Below are 14,694 nucleotides of genomic sequence, written 5' to 3'. Positions count from 1 at the left end.
CCTCACCCGGGCGCGAGATCCCACGTGTCGGGCGTCTCTCCGGGCGCGCTCACGACGAGCAGGTGCTCGGTGCAGGTGATGGCGAGTGCGGTGCCGGCATCGGCGTCCCAGGGGAAGCGCGGGGCCGCCACGCTCGTGCCCGCGGTGCGCGTGCCATCCTCGGCGAGGGATGCGGCATCCGTGGTGCCCCCGACCGTGCGCACGCTCGTCAGGGTGAGGATGCCGCCGGGCTCGGGCAGCGTGTAGCTACCCCGCAGCTCTTGCGACGAGCTCGTCGTCTCGCGCACGCCCCCGCGAAGAACAGCTCGTAGCTCACCCCGCTGGCCCGGAAGGTCCAGCTCGGGTGCGGGCCGCGTGTGAAGCTCAGCTCGGCGGTTCCCGTGACGCTTCCGCCGTCGAGCGCGTGCTCCGCCGCCGCAGCGTCGTACCACTCCCGGTAGATCGCGTCGAGGTCGAGGGTCCAGGGGAGTGGTCGGCGAGGCAGCGGTAGGTGGAGGCGACCTCGCGCGAGTGCGTCGGCGTCGCGCGCGGCTCGGCCGCGGGGTGCCCGAGCACCCGGTGAGCGCGACGGCGACGAGGAGCGCCGCGCCCAGCGCGCGAGGAGCTCGCATGACTCGACCTCCTCGCGCTGATGCGTACTCAGTATCGCGAGTGCGCGCCGCCGCGCAAAGCGATCAGCCCGCGGGCGGCGGGGTCGGCGCGCCCGTCGCGCCCCCGCTGCGCCGGCGCCGCCGGCGACGCTTGGCCGGTGCGGCGTTGCCGTCGTGGTGCTCGGTGCCCTTGCCGTCGTGGGTGCCTGCGCCCTCGGGACGCGAGGCTGCTGCCTGCGCGCCACCCGATCCGCTGCCCCCGACCCGCCGCGCGTGCGACGACGCGATCGCGTGCGGTCACCGGAGTCGGACCTCTCCGCACCGGCGCCGCGCGAGCTGCTCTGTCGCGGCGCACGCTCGGAGGCAGGCGCCGCAGGCTTCAGGCGACCCTTCGTGCCCTCGGGGATGTCGAGTTCGGCGTAGAGGTGCGGCGACGAGGAGTAGGTCTCCACCGGCTCGGGGATGCCCATATCGAGTCCGCGGTCGATGAGGCGCCACTTGTGCATGTCGTCCCAGTCGACGAACGTCACGGCGATGCCCGTCTTGCCCGCGCGCCCCGTGCGGCCCGCGCGATGCAGGTAGGTGTCGGCGTCGTCGGGCACGGTGTGGTTGATCACGTGGGTGACGTCGTTGACGTCGATGCCGCGCGCCGCCACATCCGTCGCGATCAGGATGTCCTTCTTGCCGGCCTTGAACGCCGCCATGGAACGCTCGCGTGCGTCCTGGCTCATGTCGCCGTGCACGGCGCCCGCGTTGAAGCCGCGGTCGTTCAGCTCCTCGACGAGCTTCGCGGCGGCGCGCTTCGTGCGCGTGAAGATGACCGTCTTGCCGCGACCCTCCGCCTGGAGGATGCGCGAGATGACCTCGTCCTTGTCGAGCGAGTGCGCGCGGTAGACGACGTGCTTGATGTTGGCCTGCGTGAGGCCCTCGTCGGGGTCGGTGGCGCGGATGTGGATGGGCCGCGTCATGAAGCGGCGCGCGAGGGCGACGACGGGGCCCGGCATCGTGGCCGAGAACAGCATGGTGTGACGGGTGGGGCTCGTCTGCGCGAAGAGCTTCTCGACATCCGGCAGGAAGCCGAGGTCGAGCATCTTGTCGGCCTCGTCGAGCACCATGACCTGCACGTCCTTGAGGGAGAGCAGGCGCTGACCGGCGAGGTCGAGCAGGCGGCCGGGGGTGCCGACGACGATCTGGGCGCCCGCCTTGAGCTGCTCCACCTGGCCCTCGTAGGCCTTGCCGCCGTAGATGGCGACGATCTGGGTGGGGCGGTTGGAGGCCGCGAGTTCGAGGTCTTCGGCCACCTGCACGCACAGTTCGCGCGTCGGCACGACGATGAGCGCCTTGACGCCGGGGCCGGGGTTCTCGCCGAGGGCCTGGATCACGGGGAGGCCGAAGCCGAAGGTCTTGCCGGTGCCCGTCTTCGCCTGGCCGATGATGTCTTGCTTGGCGAGGCCGAGGGGGATGGTCTGGGTCTGGATGGGGAAGGGCTCGATGATGCCCTTCGCCGCCAGCGCGTCGACCATGTCCTGGTCGATGCCTAGATCGCTGAAAGTCAAGGAATACCTGTCTGTGGGTGTGAGGGGGCCCAGTCTACCGGGCGCGTTCCCGAGGCGGCGGGATGAGACCTCTACACTGGCTCGGTGGCCTGGTTCCGTCGTCGCTCGCGTCCGCGCCCGGGGACGCTTCAGGTTGCCCCCGCTCCGAGGCCGTCGCCGTCGCCCGGGTCGAGCTGCGCGACCTGGCCCCGTCGCCCGCGCGATTCCTCGGTCAGACGGCCTATCTGACGATCGTGCTGTTCGAGAATCTGGGCCGCGCGGTGACGACCGCCCCCACCACGGATGCCAAGTCGCGGCTGGCGCGCGCGGCATCCGAGATGCTCGCGATGCACGAGGGTCTCTCGGCCGAGCTCGAGCGCATGGGCGCGGATCCCGCGGCCGAGATGGAGCCGTTCCGCGTGCCGCTCGACGACTACCAGCGCCGCACGAAGGGCGCCGACTGGTACGAGATCCTCGTGACCTGCTACCTCACCAACGGTTTCCTGCTCGACTTCTTCGCGGGACTCGCATCCGGGCTGCCCGACGAGCTCGACGACCGCGCTGCCACGCTGCTGCAACGCCGCGAAGGCGAGGCGGTGCTCGTGGAGGAGCTGCGGCTCGCGATCGAAGACAACCCGCGGCTCGCGTCGCGGCTGGCGATGTGGGGGCGGCGGCTCGTGGGCGACACGATGCTCGTGGCGCGGCTCGCGATCGCGCAGCATCCGGACGCCTCGGAGGAGCGCGTGGACCCCGTGTTCACCGAACTCATCGCGGCCCACACCCGCCGCATGGACAAACTGGGGCTGACGGCCTAGGGGCGCTGCCGGCCTGACGGCGCTGCCGGGGATCGCCTAGCGCGAGAGCCGGCCGCCGGTCAGCTCGTGCAGGGCGCGCGCGTCGGCGGCGTCGCGGGTTCGCGGCAGGAGGAGCGCGACGGCGAGGTCGGCCGCGATGCCGGCGAGGATGGAGACGGTCCAGATCCAGCCGCCGTCGAACGGCCAGCCGAGCCAGACCAGGAGCGCCCACACCCCGGAGGTGGCTGCCGCGCCGACGGCGGGAAGCAGCGCGAGGCCGTAGGTGCGGCGACCCGGCACGAGGTAGCGGATCAGTCCGCCGAGGCCGGCGCCGATGACGGTGACGAAGACGATCTCCACGCCGCGATCCTAGGCGATGCGGGCGTCAGGCGACGAAGCCGACCCGACGGGTCTCACCCTCGCCGATCTCGACGTAGGCCAGCGCGGCGATCGGAACGACGTACACCTTGCCCTTGTCGTCGGTGAGGCTCAGGAACTTGGCGTCGGAGGAGAGGGCGTCCGCGACGATCTTCTCGACCTCGGCGGGGGTCTGCGCGCTCTCGAAGGAGAGCTCGCGGGCGGTGTTGGCGATACCGATGCGAATGTCCACGTGTTGAGCGTAGATGATGCCGACGCGCGGCATCCGGGGCGTTCTCCCTGGGCGGAACCCGGGCGCGGATGCCGTGCTCGCGGGGGCGGATGCGGTGTCGCCGCCGCCCGATACGGTAGCCGCATGCCCGACACCCGGTTCGCCGTCGACGCGCCCGAGGAGGTGCGCGCCCTCGAGCTCGACGCCTCGCAGGCCGCCGTGCTCGCGCTGCCCGACGACGCATCCGCTGCCGTGCTCGGAGCGCCGGGAACCGGCAAGACCACGACCCTCGTCGAGCTCGTCGCCGACCGGGTGGCGCGCGGTTGGGCGCCCGAGCAGCTGCTCGTGCTCGCTCCCTCGCGCGCCTCTGCGGCGCGGTTGCGCGACCGGCTCGCTCGGCGGATCGGGGTTCCGACCGACGGACCGCTCGCGCGCACCGTCGCCTCGCTCGCCTACGAGGTGGTCGGCGCGGCGGCGCGGGTGGCGGGGCATCCGGCGCCCCGGCTGCTCACCGGCACCGAACAGGATGCCGATATCGCCGCCTACCTCGCGGGCCACATCGCCGACGGCACCGGCCCCGATTGGCCCGAGCCCCTCACCCCCGAGGTGCGGGAGCTGCGCGGATTCCGCAGCGAGTTGCGGGAGTTCATGGCGCGCGCCACCGAGTACGGCGCCGACGCCGACCGCGTCGCCGAGCTCGCCCGCGAGGCGGGGCGCGCCGATTGGGCCGCCGCCGCCGCGTTCATGCGCGAATACGCCGCCACTCAGGCGCAGAACCGCCCCGAGCAGTTCGACGCCGCCGAGATCGTGAGCTTCGCCGTGCGCGCGATCCGCGAGGGCGGCGACGACGACCGCATCTCCCGCCTCCGGCTCGTGCTCGTCGACGACCTGCAAGAGGCCACCGAGTCGACGATGGCGGTGTTGCGGGCGCTGCTCGACCGGGGTGTCGCGGTGATCGCCTTCGGCGACCCGGATGTCGCGGCCAACGCCTTCCGCGGGGAGAGGCGGATGTCGCGGGGCGCTTCGCCGCCTCGCTCGGCATCGCAGACGGCGACCGGCTCGTGCTCGAGACCGTGCACCGCGGAGGGCCCGAGTTGCGCGCCCTCGTCGCGCGCACCGTCGAGCGCATCGGCACGGCGGCCGCCGGGCCGCAGCGGCGCGCGGCGGTGGCGGCGTCTCCCGCACGCGTGGAGCCGCATCCGGAACGCCCCGCTGTCGCGACGCTGCGCGCCACGACGCCTGCCCGGCACGCCGCCGCGATCGCGCGCGTGCTGCGCGAGGAGCATCTGCTGCACGACGTTCCGTGGTCGCGGCTCGCGGTGGTCGTGCGTTCGGGCGCGCAGATTCCCGAGCTCGCGCGGGCGCTCTCGCGAGCCGAGGTGCCGACCCGCACGACGGGGCGCGGCACGCCCCTGCGCGACGACCCCGCGCCGCGGGCGCTGCTGGCGCTCATCGAGGTCGGCATCGGCAGGCGCCCACTCGACGCCGAGACGGCGGCGGAGCTGCTCACCGGCCCCTTCGGCGGGCTCGACCCGCTCGGCCTCCGGCGCCTGCGGCTCGCGCTGCGCCACGAGGAGCTCGCGGGCGGCGGCACGCGCCCCGGCGCCGAGCTCGTGGCCGAGGCGCTGGCGGCGCCGGGGCGGCTCGCGACCATCGAGGGCCGGGCCGCCACACGCGCCGCGCGGCTCGCTGAGACCCTCGAGGTGCTGCGCGGCATGGCCGACGACGCCACGATCGAGGAGCTGCTCTGGACGGCGTGGGAACGCAGTCGTGTCGCCGAGCGCTGGCGGCGGGCGGCGCTCGGCAGCGGCATCGAGGCGGCAGAGGCCAATCGCGATCTCGACGGGGTCGTCGCGCTCTTCGCCGCGGCGAAGCGCTACGTGGAGCAACGTCCCGTCGACAAGCCCGACACCTTCCTCGAGCACGTGCTCGACTCCGACATCGCCGACGACCTGCTCGCGCCCGCGCGCGTCGACGACGCCGTGCTCGTGGCCACGCCATCGGCCGTGGTGGGGCTCGAGTTCCGAACGGTCGTGGTCGCCTCGCTGCAGGATGGTGCGTGGCCCAATCTGCGACCGCGCGGGTCGCTGCTCGCACCGCAGCGCCTCGTGCGCGCGCTCGAGGGCCGCGACGCGGCATCCATCGACGAGCGCAAGCTCGTCCTCGACGACGAGCTGCGGATGTTCGCGCTCGCGGTCTCGCGCGCGTCGGAGCGTGTCGTGCTCGCGGCCGTCGACAACGACGATGAGACCTCGAGCGTGCTCTTCTCGCTCGCGCCGGATGCGGTCGAGCTGTTGCGCCCGCACGACGGGCGACCTCCGCGGCTGAGCGCGACGCCCCTCACGCTGCGCGGTCTCACGGGGTTGCTGCGTCGCGACCTCGCACGCGCCTCCGCCGCGGGGGCGGGTGCCGCGGCCGACGCCGCATCCCTGCTCGCCCTGCTCGCCGAGCGGCAGGTCACCGGGGCCGATCCGGATGAGTGGCTGGGGCTGCGCGAGCCGTCCACGGATGCGCCCCTCTTCTCCGACGAGCCCGTGCGGGTGTCGCCCTCGCAGCTCGCGAACGTCGAGGAGTCGCCCCTCGATTGGGCCGTGTCGCGCCTGGCGGGCGGCAGCTCCTCGATCGCCATGAGCGTCGGAACGATCGTGCACTGGGCGATGGAGACCGCCGAGTCGCCCGAGGTGGAGGCCCTGTGGGCGCAGGTCGAGCGGCGCTGGCCCGAGCTGCCCTTCGACGCGCCGTGGATCGCCGAGTTCCAGCGTCGCGCGACGCTCGGCCTCATCCGAGCGCTCGCCGAGTACCTGCGCGACTTCGCCGCCCACGACAAGACGCTCGTGGCGGCCGAGGGTCGGTTCCGCTTCCCCGTTGCCGACGACGTGATCGTGTCGGGCAGCATCGACCGCGTGGAGCTCGCGCCGGGCGGCGAGGTCGTCATCGTCGATCTCAAGACCGGCACCCCCGAGACCTCGCAGCCGGTCATCGACGCGCATCCGCAGCTCGCGACCTATCAGCTCGCCTATCGCGAGGGCGTGCTCGACGAGTTCCTCGCGCCCCACGGTGAGCACCGCGCCGGGGGAGCCAAGCTCGTATTCGTGAAGTCGGGCGTGCGCGGCAAGCTCTACCGCGAGGGTGTGCAGCTCGTGCTCGACGAGGAGTCGCTCGCGAGCTTCCGGGAGCGCATCCTCGAGGCGGCGAAGGTCATGGCGGCCGCGAGCTTCGAGGGCCCGCGCGAGGCGCGCGAGTTCCGCGGCAAGCCCGTGCCCGAGTCGCTGCTGCCGCGCGTGCCGGAGGTGACCCATGACTGAGGTCACCGCGCGCCGCATCGCCGAGGCGCTCGCCGAGGTGCGGGGCGAGTCGGTGCGCTATCCGACGCTCGAGCAGCAGGCCGTGATCGAGGCGGATCCAGCCGAGCCCGCCCTCGTCGTGGCGGGCGCGGGCTCGGGCAAGACCGAGACGATGGCCAATCGCGTGCTGTGGCTCGTCGCGAACCGCCACCTCAAGCCCGCCGAGGTGCTGGGCCTCACCTTCACGCGCAAGGCGGCCGGTGAACTCGCCGAACGCATCCGCACCCGTCTCGCCGAGTTGCACACCGCCGGCCTCGCCCCCGACGACCACGACCTCTTCGACGCCCCCGAGATCTCCACCTACAACTCCTTCGCGAGCACGGTCTTCCGCGACAACGCGCTCGTGCTCGGCCGCGACGGCGATGGCGTGGTGTTGGGCGAGGCGGCGGCCTGGCAGCTCGCCCGGAACGTCGTGGTGCGCAGCACCGACCCGCGGCTCGAGCAGCTCGACAAGCGCCTCGAGTCGGTGGTCGAGGCGACCCTGCAGATCGCGCGGGGCATCGCCGACAACGACGCCGACCCCGAGCGCATCCGCGCGATCGGCCGCCGCTTCGCCGGCCTGCCCGAACTGCCGCTCGGCGGCACGGCGGAGTATGCCTCCGACGTCGAGCGGATGCGCGAGATCGCGCAGCTCGAGCTGCTCGTCGACCTCGCCCGTGAGTACGACGAGGCCAAGCGCCTGCGCGGAGCGGTCGACTTCGCCGATCAGGTCGTGCTCGCCCTGCACGCGGTGCGCGCCCGCCCGGCCGCGGTCGAGGAGCTGCGCGCCCGGTTCCGGGTCGTGCTGCTCGACGAGTATCAAGACACCTCCGTCGTGCAGACCGACCTGCTCGCCGAGCTCTTCGCCGGAACCCCCGTGACGGCCGTCGGCGACCCCAACCAGTCGATCTACGGATGGCGGGGTGCGAGCGCGTCGAATCTGCGTGAGTTCCGCCCACGGTTCCGCCGCCGGGATGGCCACCCGGCCACGCGCTTCACGCTCTCGACGAGCTGGCGCAACGGCACCCGCATCCTCGACGCCGCCAACACCCTCGTGGGCGCGAGCACGGGTGAGGGCGCCGAGGTGCCGACCCTCGAAGCCCGGCCGGGTGCCAGCGAGTTCGGCGTCGACAGCATCTACCCCGAGACGGTCACCGAGGAGGCCGCTGCCGTCGCACGGTGGCTGCGCCAGCGGCTCGACGAGTCGCGTGTGCGCACCGGGCGCCCGGCATCCGCGGCACTTCTGCTGCGCGCGCGCAAGACGCAACCGTACTTCCTCGACGCGATGCGTGAGGCCGGGGTGCCGTACCACGTGCTCGGCGTCGGCGGCCTGCTCGCCGAGCCCGAGATCGCCGACCTGGTGAGTGCCCTGCGGGTGCTCGACGACCCGGATGCGGGGCTCGAGCTGCTGCGGCTGCTCGCGGGGGCGCGGTGGCGTATCGGTGTCGCCGACCTCGACCAGCTGCGCGAGGTGGCGGGCTGGCTCGGCCGCCACGACAGTGCCGAGAGCGGCATCCTCTCCGACGAACTGCAGCAGCGCATCCGCGAGTCGGTCGCGGGCGACGAAGGCGGCTCGATCGTCGACGCGCTCGAGTTCGTGGGGCGCGCCGCGGAGGGTCACCGCGCGCTCGAGGGCTTCAGCGCGGAGGGACTCGCCCGGCTGCGTGCCGCCGCGACGACCTTCGACCGGTTGCGGTCGCGCACGGGTCTCGAACTTCCCGAACTGCTCGTGCTCGTCGCGCGCGAACTGCGGCTCGACATCGAGATCGCCGCCAACGAGACCCGCACCGCGGGGAGGCGAACCTCGACGCGCTGCTCGACGCGCTCTCGGGGTACCTAGCGATCGCGGAGACAGCCACGCTCTCCGGGTTCCTGGCCTGGCTGCGCGAGGCCGAACAGCGTGAAGACCTCACGCCTCGCCCCGAGGATCCCGAACCCGGCACGGTGCAGGTGCTCACGATCCACGGCGCCAAGGGGCTCGAGTGGGACATCGTGGCCGTGCCGCGCTGGGTGGAAGACGAACTGCCGGCCGCACCCATCGAGGGCTACGGCGGTTGGCTCGGCTTCGGCCGCTTCCCTGGCCCGAGCGCGGCGACCGCGACCACCTGCCGCGCCTCGACCTCGATGCGGTGACGACGCGCAAGGAGTACGTCGCCGAGGTCAAGCGATTCCGCGGCGACGTCGTCGAGCATTACCGGGCCGAGGAGCGCCGGCTCGCCTACGTCGCGGTCACGCGCGCGCGCGATCACCTGCTGCTCTCGGGGTCGTTCTGGGCGGGGCAGAAGAAGCCGCGCACGCCGAGCGGCTTCCTGCTCGAGCTCGCCGACGTGGGCATCGTGGCGGAACCGCCGGCGGCATCCGCGACGACGGAGCCGCCCGAGGGAGCCGAGGCGGAATGGACGGTGTGGCCCAACGAGCCGTTCGGCTCCCGGGCCGCCGCCGTGCGTGCTGCCGCGGATGCCGTGCGCGCCGCGTCACCGGCGCTCGTCGGGCGGTGGGCGCGCGAGGCCCAGCTGCTGCTCGAGGAGCGGGAGCGTCGACTCACGCGCGAGGGCGTCGTGCCGCTTCCCGTGCGCATCCCCGCATCCGCCTTCAAGGACTTCGTGAGCGACCCGGATGCCGTGGCTGCGGAGCTGCGTCGGCCCATGCCCGAGCGCCCCTACCGGGCGACGCGGCTCGGCACCCTGTTCCACTCCTGGGTGGAGGAGCGCTACGGGCGCGTCGGCGGCGCCGACGAGCTCGATGCCGCGCCCTTCGAACTCGACTCCGACGGTGACATCGTCGACGCCGACCGGCTCGCCGAACTGCAGGCCACCTTCGAGCGCTCGCCGTGGGCGCAGCTCAAGCCCGTGGAGGTCGAACGGGAGATCCACCTGCCGTTCGACGGCCGCGTCGTGATCTGCAAGATCGACGCCGTCTACCAGCACGGCGACCGCTACGAGGTCGTCGACTGGAAGACCGGCAAGGCGCCGCGCGACGACGCCGACCTCGAACGCAAGCAGCTGCAGCTCGCGCTCTACCGGCTCGCGTATGCGCGGTGGGAGGAATCGATCCGGCGCTCATCGACGCGGCGTTCTACTTCGTCGCCGACGACCTCGTCATCCGTCCCGAACACGTCGACACCGAGGAGCAGCTGCTGGAGCGCTGGCGCGCGGTGTTCGGGTAGTACCCCGCTTCGCTCGACAGCGGCAAGGACCCGTGCTCAGCGGGCGGCCGCATGGATCGCGTTCGCGAGGGCGTCGACGGGTTCGCGGGAGGAGCGCGGGTTGGAGAGCAGCGCGAAGTCGACTTCTCCCAGGCGCGGCAGCTCGAAGGTTCCCGTGATCTCGACGAGGTCGTCGGGGATCAGCAGGCGCGGGAACACGGCGATGCCGATGCCGGCCCGCAGGGCCGCCAGGGCCCCGTTGACCTCGCGCACGTTGCACGTGATGCGCCAGGTGCGTCCCGTCTCCTCGAGGGCGCGGATGGCGGCGTCGCGCGAGTAGCTCGGCGCCTGGTAGACGATGAGCGGCACCGTGGCATCCGGCTCCAGGCGCAGGGAGCGGTGGGCGATCCACACGAGACGTTCGCGTCGCACCGTGCGGCCCTCGGTATTGCCGGGATCCTGCTTCACGTAGACGAGGTCCAGTTGACCTGCGGCGAGTCGACGCGCGATGTAGCCGCTCTGCCCCACGGTCAGCTCGAGGTTGATCTGCGGATACAGCTGCCGGAAGTCGCGCAGCACCTGCGGCAGGTGGGTGAGAGCCAGGTCGTCTGCGGCGCCGAAGCGCAGGCGTCCGCGCATGGCGGAGCCGACGAAGTAGGCGGCCGCCTCGTCGTGCGCGGCGAGAATGGCGCGCGCGAAGCCGAGCATGGCGTCGCCGTTGTCGGTGAGCTGCACGGCGCGCGTGTCGCGCGACACGAGCACCCTGCCCGCGGCCGTCTCGAGCTTGCGCACCTGCTGGCTGACCGTGGGCTGGCTGATGCCGAGGAGTTCCGCGGCACGCGTGAAGCTCGAGGTGTCGGCGACGGCCACGAAGGTGCGCAGCAGAACGGGATCGAACATCGGCCCTCCATGCATAGCATCCGAGAATCGAATGGGAGTTATAGCCAGAATAGCTCGCCCCAATGTAATGACCCACCTAGCCTTGAATCGTGTCATCCCCGCCTCCGCCCGACCTCCCGTCGGACGGAGTGCCCGCGATCACCGAGCCGATCCCGACCTTCGATCGGCGCCCCACCTTCCGGCAGAGCTTCGCCGCGCTCGCGGTCTTCAACTACCGGCTCTACCTCGGCGCGCTGATCCTCGGCAGCACAGGCGGCTGGATGGCCCGCGTCGCGATCGACTGGCTCGTGCTCGAGCTCACGGGCGACGTCGCCCTCGTCGGCATCGCGGTCGCGCTGCAGTTCGCGCCGACACTGCTGCTCGGCGTCTGGGCGGGGGTGCTGTCAGATCGCGTGCCGCGTCACACCGTGCTGCTCGTCACCCAATCCGTCGCCACCGTGTCGAACGGCATCCTCGCGCTCCTCGTGCTCACCGGGCACGTCGCCGTGTGGCAGGTGCTCATGATCGCCGGCATCACCGGCGTCGCGGGCGCCATCGAGGGACCGAGCCGCTCGGCCTTCGTGTCCGAGATGGTCGGCACGCACCGCCTGCGCGGCGCCATCAGCCTCAACGCCACCACCTTCCACCTCGGCGGCCTGCTCGGCCCCGCCATCAGCGGTGTGCTCATCGCCGCCGTCGGATCGGGGTGGTCGATCGCCGTCAATGCCGCGACGACCGCGATCGCCGTGCTCGCCATCTCGCTCATGCGCACGCATGAACTCGTGCCGGTGCCACGTCAGCCCGCCGCCCGCGGCCAGATCCGCGAGGCGGTGCGGTACGCGTGGCGCAAGCCAGCCATCCGCTGGACGCTCGCGCTGCTGATCCCGGTGGCCGTGTTCGGCATGAACCTGCCTGTGCTGCTGGCATCCGCCGCGGATGAGACCTACGGCACCGGCGCGACGGGGTACGGCCTGTACAACTCGCTGTGCGCCGGCGGCGCGTTCCTCGGCGCGATCCTGTCGTCGCGGCGACGCAGCCTGCGGCTCTGGGATGTCGTGGGCTTCACGGTGCTGTACGGCGCGGTCACGATGCTGGCCGGATGGGACGGCTGGTACCCGGTGTTCGTCTCGGCGCTCGTGGGCATCGGCGTGACGCGCCTGCTGTTCGCGATGAGCGCCGAGGCACTCGTGCAGCTCTCCACCAACCCCGCCATCCGGGGGCGCGTGGTGTCGTTCTACATCATGGTGCTCATGGGCGGGCAGGCCGCGGGCGGCGTCGTCATGGGCTGGATCGCCGAGAACCTCGGCGGGCAGCTCGCGTTCCTCATCGCGGGCGCGGTGCCGCTGCTGTGCGCACTCGTGCTCGGCGCCTCGCTCGCCCACCGCCAGGAGCTGCGCTTGCGCGTCGACCTGCGTCGGCCGCGACGGCTCCTCACCGTGGTGCGCCGGACGCCGCTCGTGGAGTAGGGGGCTCTCGGCGCTTTGCGGGGACGCGGATTCGGTTCCCGGACGCATGCCCCCGCGTATCGCCTGCGGCGATGCGCTCGGTCCGACGGCCGAGACGGCCGTCGGCGCTGGCGTCGCGGCGAAGGCCAGAAATGGCCTTCGCTCCTAGCTCCAGCGCGCCGCCCGATGCCAGCGTCCGGGAACCGAATCCGCACCCCAGCTGCGCTCGACACTCCCGCGTGGCAGGCGGGTCGGGGTCCCCTCACCGCGGGTTGAGTAGCCCGTCGCCGACAGGCGCGGGCGTATCGAAACCCTGTTGACGTCACCGCGCGACGCGGGGCGCGGACGCGACTCATCGAGCCCGGCCGCTCGCAGTGTCGCGTGCGGGGGTTTCGATACGCCGCGCGCCCAGCGCGCGCGGCTACTCAACCCGCGAAAAAGGGGGCGTGCTGAGCGCGCGCTACTCAACCCGCGGAAGAGGGGCGTGCTGAGCGCGCGCCCCTCAACCCGAAGAGCGGGCGTGCCGAGCGCGTACTTAACCCCACGGAAAAGGGGGCGTGCCGAGCGTCGGTGGGCGCGGGTTGTCGAGCGAAGCGGGCGGGGAATTCGGTTCCACGGCGCTGGCACCGGGTCGGGCGGGAGCGCATCGCCGTCAGGCGATACGCGAGGGCATGCGCCGTGGAACCGAATTCCCCGCCCGCGAAGCGCCGCGATCCCGCCTAGGAGACCCGCTCGGCGCGGTCCAGAAGCGCCTCCACCTCGTCGACCGCCAGGATCGGCAGGGTCGGCGGCGAGATCGACTCGCCGGCGTCGCCGACGCGCTCGTCGACGAGGCGCGACATCATGCGCACGGCGTCGTCGACGATCGAGGTGTCGCGCTGCTCGGTGCCGTGCAGCAGCCAGCGGGCCACCTCGAGTTCGGAGTGCAGGGTCGCGCGCTGCCGGAGTCGGCGGTCGACCGAGCCGCGCACGCGTGTGTACGCGTCGAACACGGCCTCGGCGATGCCCTCGCGGCGGATGCCGAGCACCCAGTTGAGGTCGCGGGCCGGGTCGGAGATGCGCAGCCCGTGCCAGCCGAGCACGCCGGTCACGTCGCCCGAGCTCGCGAGGAACGACGACGCGCCGAGGTCGCCGTTGACGACGGTCGGCGTGTACTGCCAGAGACCGCCGTCTTGTCCCGCCTGCTCCCAGCGCTCGAGCAGCGCGGCGGGCACGAGGCCGGTGGCGGCCGCGCGGTCCACGAGGGCGAGGGTCGCCCGGTGGGCGTCGACCGCAGACTGGGCGGGCAGTCCCGCATCCGTCACGAGGCTCGTCGGGAGGGCGTGCACAGCGGCGATCGCGCGTCCGATGGATTCGGCGAGGGCGAGGTCGATGCCGGCGAGCGTCACGGGCGAGCCGGCGACGAACTCGCACACGACGGCGCGGGTGCCGTCGACGGGCGCCTGACCCGCGTAGACGGTGACGTCGAACGGAAGCCGGGCGCGCACCCCTGGCTGAGCGCGCGCAGCGCCACGAGGTCGGCCGACTGCTGCTGCTCGGCGCGTTCGGATCGGGGCACACGCACGATCCAGTGCCGTCCGTCGCGTCCGGTGATGACGGCGGCGTCGAAGTCTCCACGTCCGGCGGAGCCGAACGGCGCCGCGCCCACGACGTCGAGCTCCGCGACGGCCGAGGTGGCGAGCGCCGCTAGAGTGAGGTGGGATCTGGCCATGGCGACAGGGTAGGTCTGCCCCGCCCCGGCCGCCCGGCACGCCACGCCCTCGGCGGTGTTCTCACGGTCGGTTCCACGGCAAGGGATGGGATGCGGATGAGCGGTTCGAACGACGGCATCACGCGTGCTCCGCGTCGGCCGGCGATCGCACCCGCACTGTCGCGCTCCGACCTCGACCGCGACTACCTCTCCCGGGTGGGCGGCATTCCCGCGCTGCTGGAGGATCCCCGCACGCGACTCGTGGTGCTGCACGAGGGCCGCGCCCTCGGCACGGCGGCCGGCGCTCTCGCACTCGTCGACCCCGGAACCGTGGCGGTCGACCCCGATACGGCCGTGTTCCTCGGGCGGGCGCGTACCGCATCCGACGGTCTCGCCGAGGGCGCGGCCGTGCTGGCGCTGACGGTGTCGGATGCGGATGCCGGCACGCTCGGCGCGGACGGCACCTGGCTCGACCTGCGGCGGGTGGGCTCGCTGCTTGAGCCGCGGGACGCGGGATTGTTCACCCAGGCGCTCGCGCTCGCCAACTGGCACGGTGCCGCGGCGTTCTCGCCCGCCACGGGAGAACCCACGACGATCGCCCAGGCCGGCTGGGTGCGGATCGACCCGTCGACGGGGCGCGAGAACTTTCCGCGCACCGACCCGGCTGTGATCGTCGCGGTGCTGGACGACGACGACCGCATCCT

General features: G+C 72.7%; 12 protein-coding genes and 3 pseudogenes. 8 read left to right on the top strand and 7 right to left on the bottom strand.

Annotation, left to right across the window (positions count from 1 at the left end; genetic code table 11):
* Window positions 1-2: 2 nt before the first annotated feature.
* A complete protein-coding gene (locus QQK29_RS01005) occupies window positions 3-203 on the bottom strand; it encodes a hypothetical protein (RefSeq protein WP_284297053.1) in 201 nt (66 codons plus the stop codon).
* Between the two features lie 5 nt (window positions 204-208).
* Complete coding sequence (locus QQK29_RS01000; RefSeq protein ID WP_284297051.1) at window positions 209-2,113, bottom strand: DEAD/DEAH box helicase; 1,905 nt, start codon at window positions 2,111-2,113, stop codon at window positions 209-211.
* 95 nt (window positions 2,114-2,208) lie between these two features.
* Here QQK29_RS01000 and QQK29_RS00995 point away from each other — a divergent pair, with 95 nt between their 5' ends.
* Window positions 2,209-2,940, top strand: coding sequence for a ferritin-like fold-containing protein (locus QQK29_RS00995; protein ID WP_284297049.1), 732 nt, complete (start codon window positions 2,209-2,211; stop codon window positions 2,938-2,940).
* 36 nt (window positions 2,941-2,976) lie between these two features.
* Here QQK29_RS00995 and QQK29_RS00990 read toward each other — a convergent pair whose 3' ends face one another.
* Window positions 2,977-3,279 carry a hypothetical protein gene (locus QQK29_RS00990; protein WP_284297047.1) on the bottom strand — a complete coding sequence of 101 codons (303 nt, stop codon included), beginning with the start codon at window positions 3,277-3,279 and terminating at the stop codon, window positions 2,977-2,979.
* Between the two features lie 25 nt (window positions 3,280-3,304).
* Window positions 3,305-3,562 (bottom strand): DUF3107 domain-containing protein, encoded by a 258-nt coding sequence (locus tag QQK29_RS18310; protein ID WP_431308761.1) that lies wholly within the window; start codon window positions 3,560-3,562, stop codon window positions 3,305-3,307.
* Window positions 3,563-3,652: 90 nt separating this feature from the next.
* Here QQK29_RS18310 and QQK29_RS18305 point away from each other — a divergent pair.
* The 5 genes and pseudogenes from QQK29_RS18305 to QQK29_RS00965 form a co-directional block, all read left to right on the top strand.
* Window positions 3,653-4,447, top strand: a pseudogene (locus QQK29_RS18305) (UvrD-helicase domain-containing protein); the annotation flags it as partial.
* Between the two features lie 122 nt (window positions 4,448-4,569).
* Entirely contained in the window at window positions 4,570-6,813 is a 2,244-nt protein-coding gene (locus QQK29_RS00980) for a PD-(D/E)XK nuclease family protein (protein WP_284297044.1), read from the top strand.
* A complete protein-coding gene (locus tag QQK29_RS00975) occupies window positions 6,806-8,671 on the top strand; it encodes an ATP-dependent helicase (RefSeq protein WP_284297042.1) in 1,866 nt (621 codons plus the stop codon). Before QQK29_RS00980 ends, QQK29_RS00975 begins: the two co-directional genes overlap by 8 nt.
* A complete protein-coding gene (locus QQK29_RS00970) occupies window positions 8,644-8,964 on the top strand; it encodes a 3'-5' exonuclease (RefSeq protein ID WP_284301869.1) in 321 nt (106 codons plus the stop codon). The genes QQK29_RS00975 and QQK29_RS00970 overlap by 28 nt, the downstream gene beginning before the upstream one ends.
* 512 nt (window positions 8,965-9,476) lie before the next feature.
* Window positions 9,477-9,815: pseudogene (locus QQK29_RS00965) on the top strand (PD-(D/E)XK nuclease family protein); the annotation flags it as partial.
* A gap of 218 nt (window positions 9,816-10,033) precedes the next feature.
* On the opposite strand, the gene QQK29_RS00960 reads toward QQK29_RS00965, so the two are convergent.
* On the bottom strand, window positions 10,034-10,876 hold the full coding sequence (locus tag QQK29_RS00960; RefSeq protein ID WP_284297040.1) for a LysR substrate-binding domain-containing protein: 843 nt from the start codon (window positions 10,874-10,876) through the stop codon (window positions 10,034-10,036).
* Window positions 10,877-10,965: 89 nt separating this feature from the next.
* On the opposite strand from QQK29_RS00960, the gene QQK29_RS00955 reads away from it, so the two are divergent.
* Window positions 10,966-12,321, top strand: coding sequence for an MFS transporter (locus QQK29_RS00955; protein WP_284297038.1), 1,356 nt, complete (start codon window positions 10,966-10,968; stop codon window positions 12,319-12,321).
* A gap of 698 nt (window positions 12,322-13,019) precedes the next feature.
* Here the strand turns inward: QQK29_RS00955 and QQK29_RS00950 are convergent.
* The gene (locus QQK29_RS00950) at window positions 13,020-13,787 is read right to left on the bottom strand and encodes a phosphotransferase (protein ID WP_284297036.1); all 768 of its coding nucleotides are present in this window, start codon (window positions 13,785-13,787) and stop codon (window positions 13,020-13,022) included.
* Window positions 13,685-14,011: a hypothetical protein gene (locus tag QQK29_RS00945; RefSeq protein WP_284297034.1), complete on the bottom strand. Its 327-nt coding sequence runs from the start codon at window positions 14,009-14,011 to the stop codon at window positions 13,685-13,687. Before QQK29_RS00945 ends, QQK29_RS00950 begins: the two co-directional genes overlap by 103 nt.
* 90 nt (window positions 14,012-14,101) lie before the next feature.
* Here QQK29_RS00945 and QQK29_RS00940 point away from each other — a divergent pair.
* A pseudogene (locus QQK29_RS00940) lies at window positions 14,102-14,479 on the top strand (hypothetical protein); the annotation flags it as partial.
* Window positions 14,480-14,694 lie beyond the last annotated feature (215 nt).

The sequence above is a fragment of the Homoserinibacter gongjuensis genome (genome assembly GCF_030161875.1).
GTDB lineage: Bacteria > Actinomycetota > Actinomycetes > Actinomycetales > Microbacteriaceae > Homoserinibacter > Homoserinibacter gongjuensis.
This window is presented reverse-complemented; position numbering and strand designations above follow the sequence as displayed.

Bases quoted from the DNA above. Each gene is read 5' to 3' on its own strand.
- QQK29_RS00975 (WP_284297042.1), top strand. From the start codon at position 6,806: ATGACTGAGGTCACCGCGCGCCGCATCGCCGAGGCGCTCGCCGAGGTG.
- QQK29_RS18310 (WP_431308761.1), bottom strand. From the start codon at position 3,562: ATGCCGCGCGTCGGCATCATCTACGCTCAACACGTGGACATTCGCATC.
- QQK29_RS01000 (WP_284297051.1), bottom strand. From the start codon at position 2,113: ATGGTCGACGCGCTGGCGGCGAAGGGCATCATCGAGCCCTTCCCCATC.
- QQK29_RS00945 (WP_284297034.1), bottom strand. From the start codon at position 14,011: ATGGCCAGATCCCACCTCACTCTAGCGGCGCTCGCCACCTCGGCCGTC.
- QQK29_RS00960 (WP_284297040.1), bottom strand. From the start codon at position 10,876: ATGTTCGATCCCGTTCTGCTGCGCACCTTCGTGGCCGTCGCCGACACC.
- QQK29_RS00995 (WP_284297049.1), top strand. From the start codon at position 2,209: ATGAGACCTCTACACTGGCTCGGTGGCCTGGTTCCGTCGTCGCTCGCG.